We start from the raw sequence: 15,468 nt of genomic DNA on the forward strand, positions 1-15,468 counted from the left end.
TAGTGAAGTGATGAGCACAGGGTTGAACAACCAGAAGGTACGCCACCACAACAAGCAGGTGCTGCTGGCCCTGCTCTACCAGCTCAAGGAGGCGAGCAAGTCCACCCTGGCGCGCCACTGCGAGCTCTCCATTCCTGCTGTCAGCAAGATCCTCGACGAGCTGGTGGCCGAGGGGGCCATCAGCCACAGCGACCAGAACCTCTCCCAGCGCGGCATCAATGGCGGCAGCTACCGCATCGCCAGCGGTCAGGGGGCGATCCTCTGCCTCAATATCAGCCCCACCAGTCTGGAGAGCATTCTGGTGGACAACCTGATCACCCCCCTCGACGACTACGCCGGCCAGAAAATTGCGCCGCAAACCCCGGACGAGTTGCTGCGTCTGATTGAGGCCTGCTACTACCAGCACAAGCGCCGCCACAAGGGGCTGGCGATCCGGCTGGCCATCGCGGTACACGGTCAGGTCAACCCGGCGACCGGGGTGTCGCAGACCATGCCGCAGGCTCCCTGGCACGCGCCGGTCGAGCTCAAGTATCTGCTGGAGGAGCACCTCGGCTGCGAGGTGATGGTGGACAACGACTGCATCATGCTGGCGCTGGCCCAGAAGTGGCAGGGAGCGGAGAACGTCGGCGATTTTTGCGTCATCAACGTCGATTACGGCATCGGCTCGGCCTTCATCATCAACGGCCAGATCTACCGGGGAGCCCTGTTTGGCAGTGGCCAGATTGGCCATACCATCATCAACCCGGACGGTAGCGCCTGTGCCTGTGGCCGTTACGGCTGTCTGGAGACGATCGCCTCCCTCTCGGCCATCAAGAAGCGGGCCCGGGTCTTTCTCAAGCAGCAGGGGGCGGATCCCGCTGCGCTGGCGGAGGGGCGTGTCGGCACAGCCCAGCTGCTGGCACGCTACCAACAGGGGGATCCCATGATCCGGGCCATGGTGGACGAAGGAGCCCGTGCCATTGGCCTGAGCCTCTACAACTTCCTCAACATCCTCAACATCAACCGCATCTGGCTCTATGGCCGCAGCTGCGGTTTTGGCGAGGAGTGGCTGCAGACCATCATCCACCAGACCGGTGCCAACCCGTTCGACTGCAGCGATGCCGTCAACGCCACCCACATCCGTTTTGGCCAGCTCAGCCGCGCCCAGCAGGTGATGGGGATTGGCTATCTCTATGTGGAAAGTGCCTTGGCACAGCCTCGCTAGCCTGTTTGCGCAAGGGCTGACTCAGACCCCCGCCTGCTGGCAGGCCCAGTCAATGAAGGCTTGCGCCTTGGGGTTTTGGCAATTGGGCAGGGTGGCGATGTAGTAGCGCTGGGCGCAGCGCACCGCCATGTCCGGGAAGGGGGCCGCCAGCTCGCGCCGCGCCAGTCGCTGGCTCACCAGGTTCTGACGCCCCATGGCCACCCCGGTGTGGTTCATGGCGGCGATGATGGCGAGATCGGAGCGATCAAACCCCATGCTGGCCCTGCATGCCGAAAGCGAAACACCGGACTGCTCGGCCCAGCCGGACCACTCGTCATCGTTGGAATCCTGGCTCCAGGCTTGCCGATCGTGCAGCAGGCGGCAGTGTGCCAGGTTGGCCGGGTTGCCGAGCAGGCCGTGCTGCTCGGCATACTCGGGGCTGCACACCGGCACCATGTACTCGTCCATCAGCGGGTGAATGGCGAGCCGCTCCGGCGGCTTGTCATCGAAGCAGAGGGCGAGATCGATGCCGTAGCCATGCAGGTTGATGTTCTCGTTGCCGGTCATGACGTTGAGCTCGATCTGGGGATGCTGACGGGCGAAATCCGCCAGTCGTGGCACCAGCCAGCACTGGGCGATGGAGGGGCGCGAGTAGATGGTCAGGGGGCCCGACAGCTCCTGATGGCGGATCTCCAGGATCTCCTGGTTGATGAACTCCAGCGATGAGGTGAGTGCCCAGAACACCCGCAGCCCGTCCGCCGTCAGCGCCACCTTGCGGTGAAAACGCTGGAACAGCTTGAAGCCAAGCTCCTCCTCCAGGGCGCTTATCCTGTGGCTCACCGCACTCGGGCTGAGCGCCAGCTCGTCGGCAGCCAGCGCAAAGGAGCCGTGTCTGGCCGCCGCCTCAAAGGTATGCAGCCTGGCCAGTTGATAGCCGTTGAGCAGCTTGTTGCCCGCGATACGGCTTCTCGCCACCTGGTGATCCTGCTGGTACATGACGCCCTCATTGCTACCCCTTCAACACATGCGCCGATGATACCGAAAAAGCGGCCCGCTGCATCAGCTCATATCACCCAATGTCGCTCTCAGGCCAACATTGTGATGAATACGGCGCTCTTGCATCAATCTAGCTCACCCAAGATGCTCTTTTCATCATTTGTCACAGCCACCTCATTGGCATTGAATAACACCAAGCTTATTCCCATGCCGGGGTGCGCTATGAGCACCTCAACAAGGCTCGGCGCCCCCGGCCGACAGCCATCATGGACCCCATGGTTCTGTGCCAGGTTTGCCACGGTGGGCGCAACCCTGCTGGCACCTGCATACCCGAATTCAATGACGAAGCCGAGAACACCATGAAAAACATCGACGTATCACAACTCACCCAGCAGTTTCCGCTACTGCGCTCCCTGATCGCGCTGGAACCGGTCAGCTGGTTCAACCCCAAGGCCACCCCCCTGGTGGAAGGTCTGCCCTATGTGGGGCTGGATTGCCGCGATGTGGCGGATGCCTCCGCCCGCTTGGCCCGCTTCGCCCCCTACCTGTGCGAAGCCTTCCCCGAGACCCGCGCCAGCAAGGGTATTCTGGAGTCCGAGATCGCCGCCATCCCGGCCATGCGGCGCGCGCTGAATGCCCGTTACGGGGTCGAGGTGAGCGGCCGGCTGCTGCTCAAAAAAGACAGCCATCTGCCCATCTCCGGCTCCATCAAGGCACGCGGCGGTATCTACGAGGTGCTGGCCCATGCCGAGCAGCTGGCCATCAAGGCCGGCCTGCTCTGCGAAGAGGACGACTATCGCAAGCTGTTCACGGAGGAGTTTCGCCACTTCTTCAGCCAGTACAGCATCGCGGTCGGCTCCACCGGCAACCTCGGCATGTCCATCGGCATCATGAGCGCCCGCCTCGGCTTTCGCGTCACCGTCCACATGTCCGCCGATGCGCGGGAGTGGAAGAAGCGCAAGTTGCGCGAACATGGTGCCATCGTGGTGGAATACGCCGAGGATTACGGAGTCGCGGTGGAGCAGGGGCGCAAGGAGGCCGAGCGCGATCCCAACTGCTTCTTTATCGACGACGAGAACTCCCGCACCCTGTTTCTCGGCTATGCGGTGGCCGGTGAGCGGGTGAAAAAGCAGTTCGACGAGATGGGCATCAAGGTGGATGCCGACCATCCGCTGTTTGTCTACCTGCCTTGCGGGGTGGGTGGCGGCCCCGGTGGGGTGGCCTTTGGCCTCAAACTCGCCTTCGGTGACCACGTTCACTGCCTGTTTGCCGAGCCAACCCACTCCCCCTGCATGCTGCTCGGGGTGCACACCGGCTTGCACGATGCCATTGCGGTGCAAGACCTTGGTATCGACAACCTCACTGCGGCAGATGGCCTCGCGGTGGGGCGCGCCTCCGGCTTCGTCGGCCGCGCCATGGAGCGGCTGCTGGCAGGTTTCTACACCCTGAGCGATCAGGAAATGTATGACCTGCTGGGACTGCTGGCGCGCGATGAGCAGATCAAGCTGGAACCCTCGGCGCTGGCCGGCATGGCAGGCCCGTGGCGCGTCGCGGCCGACCTTGAGTGGCAGGCCGGTCAGGGGCTGGATGCCGCCAAGATGGCCAGCGCCACCCACCTGGTGTGGGCCACCGGCGGCGGCATGGTGCCCGCCGAGGAGATGGAAAAGTATCTGGCCAGCGCCCGCCTCTGATCTTTTTTTCAGCCATAAAACCCGCCAGACTGGCGGGTTTTTCTCGTGTGAGATCAGCAAGATGGCGTGCATATTCGGGCGCATACAAAATGGACGGCCAGACAGCTGGACACCCTGAATTGCCGACAATCCCCCCAAGCTGGTTATTTTGTGATACGATAGTGACCGTTTTTTGACATCTGCACCCACGTTGGCGCCCTGTTCGGGCGAGATCGCGACCCAATCCGTCGATCACAACCATCAAGGGCATGCAGAAAAACCGTGGCCTGATGGCCCCTTCCGGCACAAAGCCTGACGGCGGTCAGCAAGACACACGAGATAAGGAGATCGGGCAATGAAACAATATCAAAGCTGGCTGGGACAATATCTGATGAGTCGCCGCGATGGGGACCACGCCATGGCATCCGAACTCGCCAGCTCCATCTGCGAGTTCTGGCAGACCCAGGGGAATGAGGCCGAGCAGGACAAATGGCAGCAGATCTACCAGCACCATCTGGAACGAACCACCTAATCATCCGAATCCTTGCCTTGCAGTCCCAAACTGCAAGGCTCCCTTTTATCCAGCCCCTTCTTCCCCTCGCCTCCTTTGCTCTCTCACCATGACAGCGCAGATCTGCCTGCCTGCTTCATATCGTTGCCCGCATCGTTTCAACAGGTTACCGGGCAGGGCCGCCAGCCATGTGCAATTTGGCGTCACATCGGCCCGTTCGCGCCTTGCCCCTGCCCCTCCCCTTTGTTAGAGTCGCGCGCCGCGCGGCCACCGCGCCCATAACGACAACGCGCGCCCAGAGCGCCAGCAACGAGCGAGAACAATCCATGCGTGAGCGCATCAGACAAGAGTGGTTTGGCAACGTCAGGGGGGATCTGCTGTCGGGCACGGTCGTGGCCCTGGCCCTGATCCCGGAGGCCATCGCCTTCTCCATCATCGCCGGCGTCGATCCCAAGGTGGGGCTCTACGCCTCCTTCTGCATCGCCGTTATCATCGCCTTCACCGGCGGCCGCCCGGCCATGATCTCCGCCGCCACCGGCGCCATGGCCCTGCTGATGGTGACCCTGGTGCGCGAGCACGGCCTGCAATACCTGATGGCCGCCACCCTGCTCACCGGCCTGCTGCAGATCCTGGCCGGCTACCTGCGCCTCGGCGCCCTGATGCGCTTCGTCTCGCGCTCGGTGGTGACCGGCTTTGTCAACGCCCTGGCCATCCTCATCTTCATGGCCCAGTTGCCGGAGCTGACCAACGTCAGCTGGCAGGTCTACGCCATGACCGCAGCCGGGCTTGGCATCATCTACCTGTTCCCGCGCCTGCCGCGCATCGGCAGCCTGCTCCCCTCGCCGCTACTGTGCATCGTGCTGCTCACCGCGGTGAGCGTCGGCCTCGGCCTCGGGGTGCGCACGGTCGGCGACATGGGCGCCCTGCCGGACACCCTGCCGGTCTTCATGTGGCCCGAGGTGCCCCTCAATCTCGAGACCCTGGCCATCATCTTCCCCTACTCCGCCGCCCTGGCCGTGGTGGGACTGCTCGAATCCCTGATGACCGCCGCCATCGTTGACGAGATGACCGGCACCCGCAGCGATCGCCACCGCGAGTGCAAGGGCCAGGGGCTGGCCAACATCGCCGCCGGCCTGATGGGCGGCATGGCGGGCTGCGCCATGATTGGCCAGTCGGTCATTAACGTGAAATCCGGTGGCCGCGGCCGCCTCTCCACCCTGGTGGCGGGGGCCCTGCTCATCGTCATGGTGGTGTTCCTGGACGAGTGGATCCGCCAGATCCCCATGGCGGCCCTGGTGGCGGTGATGATCATGGTATCCATCGGCACCTTCTCCTGGGGCTCGGTGCTGCGCATGCACAAGACGCCGCTGGCCACCAACCTGGTGATGCTGAGCACGGTGGCCGTGGTGGTGGTGACCCACAACCTGGCCCTCGGGGTGCTGACCGGGGTGCTGCTGGCCTGCCTCTTCTTCGCCCACAAGGTGGCGCGTACCCTGCTGGTGCACAGCGACAGCGAGCGCCACGGCGCCACCCGCACCTACCGGGTACACGGCCAGGTCTTCTTCGCCAGCACCGAGCAGTTCTGCGCCGGCTTTGACACCGGCGAATCCCTTGAGCGGGTGGTGATCGACTTAAGTGACGCCCACTTCTGGGATCTCAGCGCCGCCGAGGCTCTGAGCACGGTGCGCCGCCGCTTCGAGGCTGCCGGCACCGAGGTGCAGCTGACGGGGGTGAGCGACACCAGCGCCGCCCTGCTCGGCCGCTTCGCCCCGGCGACCTGACCGAACGCCGCTTCAGGCGCCACACGCCCATAAAAAAGGCCAGCCCCCTGGGGCTGGCCTTTTGCATCTTCACAGACTTACATCTGGTCGACCATGTCCTGGGCGAACTGGGAGCAGGAGCGCAGGGTGGCACCTTCCATCAGACGCTCGAAGTCATAGGTGACGGTCTTGTTGCGGATCGCCGCTTCCATCCCCTTGATGATGAGGTCGGCCGCCTCAACCCAGCCCATGTGGCGCAGCATCATCTCGGCGGAGAGGATCAGGGAGCCCGGGTTGACCTTGTCCTGACCGGCGTATTTCGGCGCGGTGCCGTGGGTCGCTTCGAACAGGGCGACGCCGTCGCCGATGTTGGCACCCGGTGCGATGCCGATACCGCCTACCTGGGCCGCCAGCGCGTCGGAGATGTAGTCGCCGTTCAAGTTCATGCAGGCGATGACGTCATACTCGGCCGGGCGCAGCAGGATCTGTTGCAGGAAGGCGTCGGCGATGACGTCCTTGACGACTATGGTCTTGCCGGTTTTCGGGTTCTTGAAGGAGCACCAGGGGCCACCGTCGATGAGCTGGGCATCGTACTCTTTCTGGGCCAGGGCGTAGCCCCAATCCTTGAAGGCACCTTCGGTGAACTTCATGATGTTGCCCTTGTGCACCAGGGTCACGGAGTCGCGATCGTTGTCGATGGCATACTCGATGGCGGCACGGACCAGACGCTCGGTACCGGCCTTGGACATGGGCTTGATGCCGATGCCGCAGGTCTCGGGGAAGCGAATTTTCTTCACGCCCATCTCGTTTTGCAGGAAGGAAATCACCTTCTTGGCTTCGTCGCTGTCGGCTTTCCACTCGATGCCGGCGTAGATGTCTTCGGCGTTCTCGCGGAAGATCACCATGTCGGTCAGATCCGGGCGCTTGACCGGGCTCGGGGTGCCCTCGTAGTAACGGACCGGACGCAGGCAGATGTAGAGATCCAGCTCCTGGCGCAGGGCCACGTTGAGGGAGCGAATACCGCCGCCGACCGGGGTGGTCAGGGGGCCCTTGATGGCCACGCAGTATTCACGAATGAAATCCAGGGTTTCGGCCGGCAGCCAGGCACCTTCGCCATAGACATGAGTCGATTTCTCGCCGGTGTAGATCTCCATCCAGGCGATCTTGCGCTCGCCTTTGTAGGCTTTCTCGACCGCGGCATTCACCACATTCAACATGGCCGGGGTCACGTCCACGCCGATGCCATCCCCTTCGATAAACGGAATGATCGGATGGTTGGGAACCTGCAGCTTGCCGTTGGCATCGACTGTGATTTTCTGGCCCTGGGTCGGGATAACTACTTTGCTTTCCATCGGCATCTCCTAACTTCCGTTTGTTATCAATCTGTAAGTTGCGCGCGGCCATCTTAAGCCCATCCATTGGCAGAATCAAATGGCGAGCACGCATGTCAGACCATAGTCGCGCACTGGATCACAATGCGTCCCTTCAGCCGGCTCCGGATCCGAAGCAGCCCCGCCGGCGCCTGACTCGGACAGGCTCCGGCGGCATCCCTGTTTATCCCGCCAGCCCCTCGGCCTGCCCCTGCAGCTGGCTGAGCGCCCGGTACTGGGAGGGGGTCAAGCCGGTCTTTTGCTTGAACACTCGGCAAAAATAGTTCACATCGCTGTAACCACAGCGGCTGGCCACCTCTTCGAGGCGAAAGCGGTATTTCTTGAGCATGAACTTGGCCCGATCGATGCGTACCCAGCTGATGTAATCGGCCAGGCGCATGTGCCCCTGCTCACGAAACAGGTGCGACAGGTGGCTGGCCGAGACGTTGAAGCGATGGGCGATCGAATCCCGGCTGATGGGGCGGTGAAAGTTCTCCTGGATATAGATGCAGATCCCGTGAAACAGCTCTGCCCCCCGCGGCCGCTCGAAGGTGGACTCGGCCAGCAGCTGGCGCACGCTGGTGAGCAGCGCCTGCAGCAGATGATTGTCGGTGGGGGAGCGCGCGGGATCCTCGGTCAGCACGTTCAGTGCCGCCAGTATGTGTTCGTTCACATGGCCGGCCCTGGCCATGATGCTGTGCTTTTGCACGTCAAAGAAATCGGGGTCTTCCCGCCGCTTGCTCACCAGACTGAAACCCAGCTGACGCTTGCCGAACAGCAGGCTCAGCACCGAGCAGTCGGTGGTCCAGAGCGGCTTGTTCCAGCCGTTGGGGGGGATGTAGAGCGCCTGCCCCGGGGCGATGCAGATCTCCTGGCAGCCCTGCTCCCTGTCCCAGATCTGGTTGCGGTACTCGCCGCTGAACACCAGCTCGAGGCGAGGAAAGTTGACCTGATAGCTGAAACCGGGCGGCACCCCCTGATCCTGGGCGAACCAGATCTGGTCGAAGGGGGTCTGCTCGTGGAGGGCGCCATCGAGCAACTGGCTGAAGACAAGAGACATGCTGATCCTGATCAAGAGAGAGGCAAGCGGTTGCGGTGCCCGCGACCGCCCATGTTATAGTCCGGTCCACGGCAGCAATGCCACCCTTTTCTGCACCCGATTTTCTGCACACCAAATGAGGCATCCCTTATGAGCAGTCGCGATCTGCCCTCTTTTTTGTCAATGCAAAATCCGATTCAAGGCTACGACTGGGGCAGCCATGACGCCCTCACCACCCTGTTCGGCATCCCCAATCCGGCGGGCAAGCCCCAGGCCGAGCTGTGGATGGGTGCCCACCCCAACGGCTGCTCCGAGGTAGTGCTGGCCGGGCAGACGCAAAAGCTCTCGACCCTGATAGAGAGCGCCCCCGCCGCCGTACTGAGTGAAGCCACCCAGACCCGTTTTGGCAGCCTGCCGTTCCTGTTCAAGGTGCTGTGCGCCGAGAAGGCTCTCTCCATTCAGGTGCACCCGAGCAAGGCGCAGGCCGAAGCAGGCTTTGCCAAAGAAGAGGCCGCCGGCATCTCGCCCAAGGCCGCCAATCGCAACTACAAGGATCCCAACCACAAGCCCGAGCTGGTGTTTGCCCTCACCCCCTATCAGGCGATGAACGGTTTTCGCGCCATCCCGGCCATCCTGGCGCTGTTCGAGCGGGTCAAGCTGCCTGCCCTTGCCGAGCTGGTTGCCGCCCTCGCCGCCAGCCAGAATGAAGTGGGCCTGCAGCACTTCTTCCACCAGCTGCTGGTGCTGGAAGGGGCGCGCAAGGATGAGGCACTGGCGGACCTGCTGGCCTTTGCCGCCAAGCATCAGGATGAAGAGACCTTTGCGCTGATCACCAGCCTGGCCGCCCAGTACCCGGGGGACGTGGGGCTCTTCTCGCCGCTCTTGCTCAACGTAGTGACCCTGCAGCCCGGTCAGGCGATGTATCTGGACGCCTGCACCCCGCACGCCTATGTGCGCGGCACCGGCCTCGAGATCATGGCCAACTCCGACAACGTGCTGCGCGCCGGGCTCACCCCCAAGTACATAGACGTGGCCGAGCTGTTGGCCTGCACCCGCTGCCTGCCCAAGCCGGACGACCAGATCCTGCTTGCCCCCCGCCTGGACGGGGCGGTGCAGCACTTCGAGGTGCCGGTGCCGGACTTTACCTTCAGCGTCTACCCGGCGGGCGAGCATCAGCTCACCACCGCCAGCGCCGAGATCCTGTTTGCCATCGACGAGGCCGTCATCCTCAAGCGCGGTGACGACACCCTGCGTCTCGAGAAGGGTCAGTCCGCCTTCATCCCGGCCGCCACCGGCCGCTACCAGCTGCTGGCCGAGGGCCGGGTCGCCCGCGCCGGCAACCGCTGCTAAGCCGGTTCAAATCGAGCCATGACAACAAGGGCCATCCAGGATGGCCCTTGTTGTTGGCAGTGACCGCCACTGTCCACTTCCGCCTTTGCCGACTAATTTCTTGATGTGCGGCATAAAATCATCAGATCCTGCTGTCGCCCTCTGCCGGGTTGGCTATCATGCCCGTCTGGCTATCACACGCCTTGATACCCGCCGGAGCAGCACTGCCAGCCGGCCCCAGTTCAGGAAGAACATCATGAAAGGCTACTGCGGACTATCCGTTTTACTGCTGGCGCTGCTGGGCGGCCCGGTGCACGCCGCCTGCGACAAGGGGGTGGCGCTCAGGCTGGCCAAGTCCTTCTGGAGCGAGCACAAGGATTTCTATTACGCCGATCCGGCGCCGCTCAAGGCGCTGCTCACCCCCGACTTCTTTGCCGTGCTGAGCAGCGAGGCCGAGTGCAACGCCGACGGCGAGGTGTGTGCCATCGATGCAGACCCCTGGATCAACGCCCAGGATGGCGAGGTGAGCGAGCCCGTCAGCTTCACCCTGGCCAAGGAGCAAGAGCAAGGGGTAACGGTCAGGATGCACTATCTGTTCGCCCTCTCCGACGCCCAGAAAGAGCCGCAGACCGTCAGCCTCCACTTTCAGAAGAGCGGCGACAACCGCTGCTACCTGATGGATGACTTCATCCCCCCTGGCGATGGCTCCCTCAAGCAGCGCCTGCGTCAGTGGCAGAACCACAACGCCATCGAGTTGCAATAAAAAACCCCCGCCATACAGGCGGGGGTTTTGCATTCAGCCGGGCCACACGCATCAGCGCCGGGCCCATGGCGAGGTCACTCCTCTACCGCCTCCGACTGAGGCTCTTCAGCACGGATCTGCTGCAGCTCTTCGACCCTGGCCTGCCATTTGTCGTGGGCCTGTTTGCGCTCCTGTTGCTTGAACTCTTCGCGCATGGTGTCGATATTTTGGGCCAAATTTTCCATCAGGATGTCTCCTTACATCTGGGTGAACATGACAAGTAAAACGGGTTGACGGCACACTCCGCATCAAGGGCGTTGGCCTGTCGGTTCATCAAGTTTGACTTCCGGTTTGCCAAAACTGTCCAACTAAATAAACGATTGGATATGCACAAAGCAATCTAAAAAATGATTAAACGTCTCTCGTAAAACCATCTAAAGGCGGTCAGCGGACCCTCTTTTCACTCCTATGGAAGAGATGTAAACCATTAAATATCAATAACTTAATATTCACTCATGGCTAATGCACACGTCCTTTTCAGACCACCGATTATGCACTGATTTTTCACGCCCCGTGTTTGCGTCCCTTGCAACCCCGCCACCATAAGCGCCGCACAAAGCCAGGCAGCCGCTTTTGCCGATCGGCTCACAGTTTTGCTGGCCACGTAAGCACACAAATCTCCATCCTTCAGCCCACAAAGAGCAGGCCCTCCAACCGCCGGCTGGTGATAAATAGCCCCTCACCAATAGTAATCACCTGTTTTTAAAGCTGTTTTTGTTCATCACCCGCTACCTTTACTAACCGAACAAAATGAGAGCAGGGTCACAGGCAGGCACCATCAACACAAAAATCCAGTAAAGGGCACATATCTCCGATTTCGGCCGAGGCACTTGGGAGAAACAATAAGCAGGTCAACCAGTTGCACCACAGTTTTCAACAGGACCAGTTCCATTCGGACGGCACCAGCCAGGAGAGAACCATGCTCACCACCCTGATAGATGAAGGATTGATCTGCCTCGATCTTGCGGCCCGCGACAAGCAGGCGCTGTTTGTCGAGCTGGCCGAGAGGCTCAAGGCCAGCGGCAAGATAGCCAGTCAGGATCAGTTTGTCCGCGACCTCTGGGCGCGGGAGGCGCTCGACAACACCGGCTTCGAGCAGGGGGTCGCCCTGCCCCACGCCAAGAGCGAGGCGGTGCGAGAGCCTGCCATCGTGGTCGGCATCAGCCGCCAGGGCATCGACTACGGCGCCGAAGATGGCGAGCCCTCCAAACTGTTCTTCATGATTGCTTCCCCGGCGGGCGGCGCCAACCACCATATCGAGGTGCTGGCCGAGCTCTCCACCAAGCTGCTGGAACCCGGTTTCATCGCCAGCATGCAGGCGGCCACCAGCCGCACCGAGGTACTCGCCTTGCTGGCCGCACCAGGGCCGTCCGCAGCCCCTGCCGCCCCCACCCGGGCGCAACCTGCCCAACCTGCAGAGCCGCAGGAGCGCGGCATCAAGACCCAGCTCAACACCCTCAAGCAGCATTTGCTGTTCGGCACCTCCCACATGATCCCCTTCATCGTCGCGGGGGGCGTGCTGCTGTCGCTGTCGGTGATGATCAGCGGCAAGGGCGCCGTGCCCGAGGCGGGCGTGCTCAAAGACATGGCCGATATGGGGATTGCCGGGCTCACTCTGTTTACCGCCGTGCTGGGCGGCTACATCGCCTACTCCATGGCGGACAAACCGGGTCTGGCCCCCGGCATGATCGGCTCCTGGATTGCAGTGCAGCAGTTTCACACCGGTTTTCTCGGCGCCATCCTGGTGGGCTTTATCGCCGGCCTCATCGTCAACCAGCTCAAACGCATCAAGCTGCCGGATTCCATGAGTTCGCTCGGCTCCATCTTTATCTATCCGCTGATCGGCACCTTCCTGGTGTGCGGCATCGTCATGTGGGTGATCGGCGCCCCCATCGCCGCCATGATGGAGGGGATGAACCACTGGCTCTCCGGCATGGCGGGCTCGGGCAAGGTGATGCTGGGGGCCATCCTCGGTGGCATGACCGCCTTTGACATGGGCGGCCCCATCAACAAGGTGGCCACCCTGTTCGCCCAGACCCAGGTCAACACCCAGCCCTGGCTGATGGGCGGGGTCGGCATCGCCATCTGCGTGCCGCCGCTCGGCATGGCGCTGGCAACTCTGCTCTCCCCCAAGCGCTACAAGAAAGAGGAGCGTGAAGCGGGCAAGGCGGCCGCCATCATGGGCATGATCGGCATCAGCGAGGGGGCCATTCCGTTTGCCGCCGCAGACCCGGTGCGGGTCATCCCGGCCATCGTCGCAGGGGGCATCGTCGGCAACATCACCGGCTTCATGATGCACAGCATCAACCACGCCCCCTGGGGCGGCTGGATCGTGCTGCCGGTGGTGGAAGGCAAGATGGGCTATATCCTCGGCACCCTGCTCGGCGCCCTCACCACGGCCCTTATCGTCAACCTGCTGAAAAAGCCGGTCAGCGACACGGAAGAGAGCAACGAGCGCCAGGAGGAGTACCAGATCATCGAGGCGGAAGGGGAAGCCGAGGTGCTGGCCATCACCGCCTGCCCCTCCGGCGTAGCCCACACCTTCCTGGCCGCCAAGAGCCTGCAAAAGGCAGCCGCCAAGGCCGGCATCAAGCTGAAAGTGGAAACCCAGGGTGCCAACGGCATCATCAACCGCATCAGCGCCAAAGACGTGGCCAACGCCCGCTGCGTCATCCTGGCCCACGACGTGGCCATCAAGAACAAGGAGCGCTTCGCTAATATCGAGGTCATCGACGTCAAGACCCGGGAGGCCATCCACAACCCGGAGGGGCTGCTGGCCCGCACCCGGCCGGGGCGCCAAGTGGCCTGACAACGGCAGTTGAGAGATATATGACAGAAGGGGCCAAGGGCCCCTTCTTTTATCCCGGCATCAGGCAGCAGCAAACCCCCTCGTCAGCCGCCCGAACGGGGATGGCGACCTCACCCACAGGATCGATAAGATAGGAGCCATATTGTGCCTTCGCCTGCCAGCCGGCCTGGCGACCACATATGGACGGAGCCTTGCACAGATGGATCTGACGGACGTACGGCTCACCCTGCCCGAGTGCCTCGTCCGCCATCCCGAATGCGCCACCGACGATAGTGAAAACGCCAGCTGCTGTGCCTGCGGCAAGGTGCTGTTTCGCAGCCGTGTCATTCTCTGATCCAGGCCCCTTATCGCATTTTTCACCAAGGAGTCACATCATGGACCTCTTATGGCTGTTCAGCCTGCTTGCACTTGCGGCCAGCCTCTATGCCATGCGTTTCTGGAACAGGCGCCACGCCCACCCCGACTGGCTGCGCCTGCCCACTCGCGCCGAGTACCTGAGCGCTCATCCCGAGTGTGCCAGCGGGGATACGCTCAGCGCCCGCTGCTGTGCCTGCGGCTCGGACAAGGTGCTCGGTCACCCCCAGACCGGCTGGTTTGATCACCGCTTTCGCCATACCTGCCTCGCCTGCGGCAAGGTGTTGTTTCGCACCGAAGAGCCACGCTAAATGGCTTCCCCAAATGCAGCGAGCCGCCCTTGAGGCGGCCCGCTGATGGTGTCTCCCTTCCATTAATCTCTCAACAGTTCGGTGAGTGCGCCGATCAGGGCGTCGAGTCCTTTATCTACTTTCGAGCGCGGGCAGCCGACATTGAGGCGAAGATAGCCTTTGCCTTCGGGGCCATAGGTGTCGCCGCGCATGATGGCGACCCGGTATTTCTCCACCAGCAAGCGTTGCAGCGCATCCATCCGCTCGGTGGAGTCGATGCCAAGGCCGCGCAGGTCAATCCAGGCGAGATAGGTCCCCTCGGGCACCCGATAGTCGATGGCGGGGAAGGCTGCGTTGAGCCGCGCCGCAACCTGGACGAGGTTGCCGTGCAGATAGGCTTTCAGGGCATCGAGCCAGGCAGCGCCGTCTCGATAGGCGCTGATATGGGCCAGCACCCCGAGAATGGGCGGCGATGAGAGGCCATGGGCCGCCTTGAGCCGCTGCAGATAGCCGGCCCGCGCCTCGGCGTTGGCGATAAAGGCATAGGCGCCGCCAAGGGCGGGGATATTGAAGGATTTCGAGCCCGAACTCACCAACGCCCAGTGGTCATCCGGCGCCACCTCGCTCCACGGCAGGTAGCGGGCAAAGCTCACATCCATATGGATGTCGTCCGAGATGACCTTTACTCCGTGGCGCAGGCAGATGGCGGCCATCCGGCCGAGTTCATCCCGCGTCCAGACCCGGCCGGTGGGGTTGTGGGGGCTGCAAAGCAGCAGGATGCGGCAATCGGGGCGAGCAGCTTGCTGCTCGAAGCAGGTCCAGTCGATGTGATAGCTCCCCTCCCCCTTTATCAGCGGGCAAGGCAGCAGCACCCTGTCGTTGGCAGCCAGCATATTGCCGAAGGCGTCGTAGGCGGGGGTATGCACCAGCACGCCTTCGCCGGGTGCAGACCAGAGGCTCACCAGCTGGGCGATGATGTAGATGACCGAGGGGCCGTAGACCAGGGTTGCGGGGTCGAGGCGAGCCCCGTAGCGGCGGGCAAACCAGTCGCTCACCGCCCCCTTGAAGTCATCGTGATTCCAGCGGCTGTAGCCAAAGACACTATGCTCAAGGCGCCTGGCCAGGGTCTGGCGAATGCAGGGGGCAGTCTCGAAGTCCATGTCGGAGATGGTAAAGGGGAGCAGGTCGGCGTGGCCAAAGCGGTCGGCCACATAGTCCCACTGGGTGCAGTAGGTGCCATGGCGATCGACCAGGCGATCAAAATCAAAGGATTCGGTAGTGGGCATCTCTTTCTCCCCAGCAAAAACAGCAATGAACAAGGGGGCATGGCGCCCCCCAACGCAGGGTAACAGAGG

Annotated in this window: 14 protein-coding genes; 9 read left to right on the forward strand and 5 right to left on the reverse strand. The window is 62.5% G+C overall.

What is annotated here, in order from left to right:
* Positions 1-10 precede the first annotated feature (10 nt).
* Positions 11-1,204, forward strand: coding sequence for an ROK family transcriptional regulator (locus tag AB5Y81_RS06795; RefSeq protein ID WP_167385384.1), 1,194 nt, complete (start codon positions 11-13; stop codon positions 1,202-1,204).
* A gap of 21 nt (positions 1,205-1,225) precedes the next feature.
* Here the strand turns inward: AB5Y81_RS06795 and dsdC are convergent, their stop codons facing one another.
* A complete protein-coding gene (gene dsdC / locus AB5Y81_RS06800) occupies positions 1,226-2,179 on the reverse strand; it encodes a DNA-binding transcriptional regulator DsdC (protein WP_279484615.1) in 954 nt (317 codons plus the stop codon).
* Positions 2,180-2,538: 359 nt separating this feature from the next.
* Here dsdC and AB5Y81_RS06805 point away from each other — a divergent pair, with 359 nt between their 5' ends.
* The 3 genes from AB5Y81_RS06805 to AB5Y81_RS06815 all read left to right on the forward strand — a co-directional run bounded on the left by AB5Y81_RS06805 (position 2,539) and on the right by AB5Y81_RS06815 (position 6,141).
* Positions 2,539-3,870: a D-serine ammonia-lyase gene (locus AB5Y81_RS06805; RefSeq protein WP_279484616.1), complete on the forward strand. Its 1,332-nt coding sequence runs from the start codon at positions 2,539-2,541 to the stop codon at positions 3,868-3,870.
* Between the two features lie 334 nt (positions 3,871-4,204).
* Positions 4,205-4,381, forward strand: coding sequence for a hypothetical protein (locus AB5Y81_RS06810; protein ID WP_279484617.1), 177 nt, complete (start codon positions 4,205-4,207; stop codon positions 4,379-4,381).
* A 305-nt stretch (positions 4,382-4,686) separates the two neighbouring features.
* Positions 4,687-6,141 carry a SulP family inorganic anion transporter gene (locus AB5Y81_RS06815; RefSeq protein WP_279484618.1) on the forward strand — a complete coding sequence of 485 codons (1,455 nt, stop codon included), beginning with the start codon at positions 4,687-4,689 and terminating at the stop codon, positions 6,139-6,141.
* 77 nt (positions 6,142-6,218) lie between these two features.
* Here the strand turns inward: AB5Y81_RS06815 and icd are convergent, their stop codons facing one another.
* Together icd and AB5Y81_RS06825 are read right to left on the reverse strand one after the other, a co-directional pair.
* Positions 6,219-7,472 carry an NADP-dependent isocitrate dehydrogenase gene (icd, locus tag AB5Y81_RS06820; protein WP_005298939.1) on the reverse strand — a complete coding sequence of 418 codons (1,254 nt, stop codon included), beginning with the start codon at positions 7,470-7,472 and terminating at the stop codon, positions 6,219-6,221.
* A 202-nt stretch (positions 7,473-7,674) separates the two neighbouring features.
* Entirely contained in the window at positions 7,675-8,550 is an 876-nt protein-coding gene (locus AB5Y81_RS06825) for a helix-turn-helix transcriptional regulator (protein WP_368146615.1), read from the reverse strand.
* Positions 8,551-8,679: 129 nt separating this feature from the next.
* On the opposite strand from AB5Y81_RS06825, the gene manA reads away from it, so the two are divergent.
* Positions 8,680-9,879, forward strand: a complete 1,200-nt coding sequence (gene manA, locus AB5Y81_RS06830; RefSeq protein ID WP_279484620.1) for a mannose-6-phosphate isomerase, class I — start codon at positions 8,680-8,682, stop codon at positions 9,877-9,879.
* 235 nt (positions 9,880-10,114) lie between these two features.
* Complete coding sequence (locus tag AB5Y81_RS06835; protein ID WP_268009312.1) at positions 10,115-10,621, forward strand: hypothetical protein; 507 nt, start codon at positions 10,115-10,117, stop codon at positions 10,619-10,621.
* A gap of 74 nt (positions 10,622-10,695) precedes the next feature.
* Here AB5Y81_RS06835 and AB5Y81_RS06840 read toward each other — a convergent pair whose 3' ends face one another.
* Positions 10,696-10,845, reverse strand: coding sequence for a hypothetical protein (locus tag AB5Y81_RS06840; RefSeq protein ID WP_005298930.1), 150 nt, complete (start codon positions 10,843-10,845; stop codon positions 10,696-10,698).
* Between the two features lie 734 nt (positions 10,846-11,579).
* Here AB5Y81_RS06840 and AB5Y81_RS06845 point away from each other — a divergent pair.
* From AB5Y81_RS06845 to AB5Y81_RS06855, 3 genes are all read left to right on the forward strand, one after another.
* Positions 11,580-13,469 carry a PTS fructose transporter subunit EIIC gene (locus AB5Y81_RS06845; protein ID WP_279484621.1) on the forward strand — a complete coding sequence of 630 codons (1,890 nt, stop codon included), beginning with the start codon at positions 11,580-11,582 and terminating at the stop codon, positions 13,467-13,469.
* A 199-nt stretch (positions 13,470-13,668) separates the two neighbouring features.
* Positions 13,669-13,803, forward strand: coding sequence for a hypothetical protein (locus tag AB5Y81_RS06850; protein WP_279484622.1), 135 nt, complete (start codon positions 13,669-13,671; stop codon positions 13,801-13,803).
* Between the two features lie 40 nt (positions 13,804-13,843).
* Positions 13,844-14,134, forward strand: a complete 291-nt coding sequence (locus AB5Y81_RS06855; RefSeq protein WP_211051287.1) for a hypothetical protein — start codon at positions 13,844-13,846, stop codon at positions 14,132-14,134.
* Between the two features lie 62 nt (positions 14,135-14,196).
* Here the strand turns inward: AB5Y81_RS06855 and AB5Y81_RS06860 are convergent, their stop codons facing one another.
* Positions 14,197-15,399, reverse strand: a complete 1,203-nt coding sequence (locus AB5Y81_RS06860) for a pyridoxal phosphate-dependent aminotransferase (protein ID WP_279484624.1) — start codon at positions 15,397-15,399, stop codon at positions 14,197-14,199.
* Positions 15,400-15,468: the final 69 nt, after the last annotated feature.

This window comes from Aeromonas sp. s2 (genome assembly GCF_040907935.1).
In the GTDB taxonomy this organism is placed as follows: domain Bacteria; phylum Pseudomonadota; class Gammaproteobacteria; order Enterobacterales; family Aeromonadaceae; genus Aeromonas; species Aeromonas dhakensis.

Excerpts from the sequence above, each read along its gene's own strand:
- AB5Y81_RS06795 (WP_167385384.1), top strand. The coding sequence starts at position 11 with ATGAGCACAGGGTTGAACAACCAGAAGGTACGCCACCACAACAAGCAG.
- dsdC (WP_279484615.1), bottom strand. The coding sequence starts at position 2,179 with ATGTACCAGCAGGATCACCAGGTGGCGAGAAGCCGTATCGCGGGCAAC.
- AB5Y81_RS06805 (WP_279484616.1), top strand. The coding sequence starts at position 2,539 with ATGAAAAACATCGACGTATCACAACTCACCCAGCAGTTTCCGCTACTG.
- AB5Y81_RS06810 (WP_279484617.1), top strand. The coding sequence starts at position 4,205 with ATGAAACAATATCAAAGCTGGCTGGGACAATATCTGATGAGTCGCCGC.
- AB5Y81_RS06815 (WP_279484618.1), top strand. The coding sequence starts at position 4,687 with ATGCGTGAGCGCATCAGACAAGAGTGGTTTGGCAACGTCAGGGGGGAT.
- icd (WP_005298939.1), bottom strand. The coding sequence starts at position 7,472 with ATGGAAAGCAAAGTAGTTATCCCGACCCAGGGCCAGAAAATCACAGTC.
- AB5Y81_RS06825 (WP_368146615.1), bottom strand. The coding sequence starts at position 8,550 with ATGTCTCTTGTCTTCAGCCAGTTGCTCGATGGCGCCCTCCACGAGCAG.
- manA (WP_279484620.1), top strand. The coding sequence starts at position 8,680 with ATGAGCAGTCGCGATCTGCCCTCTTTTTTGTCAATGCAAAATCCGATT.
- AB5Y81_RS06835 (WP_268009312.1), top strand. The coding sequence starts at position 10,115 with ATGAAAGGCTACTGCGGACTATCCGTTTTACTGCTGGCGCTGCTGGGC.
- AB5Y81_RS06840 (WP_005298930.1), bottom strand. The coding sequence starts at position 10,845 with ATGGAAAATTTGGCCCAAAATATCGACACCATGCGCGAAGAGTTCAAG.
- AB5Y81_RS06845 (WP_279484621.1), top strand. The coding sequence starts at position 11,580 with ATGCTCACCACCCTGATAGATGAAGGATTGATCTGCCTCGATCTTGCG.
- AB5Y81_RS06850 (WP_279484622.1), top strand. The coding sequence starts at position 13,669 with ATGGATCTGACGGACGTACGGCTCACCCTGCCCGAGTGCCTCGTCCGC.
- AB5Y81_RS06855 (WP_211051287.1), top strand. The coding sequence starts at position 13,844 with ATGGACCTCTTATGGCTGTTCAGCCTGCTTGCACTTGCGGCCAGCCTC.
- AB5Y81_RS06860 (WP_279484624.1), bottom strand. The coding sequence starts at position 15,399 with ATGCCCACTACCGAATCCTTTGATTTTGATCGCCTGGTCGATCGCCAT.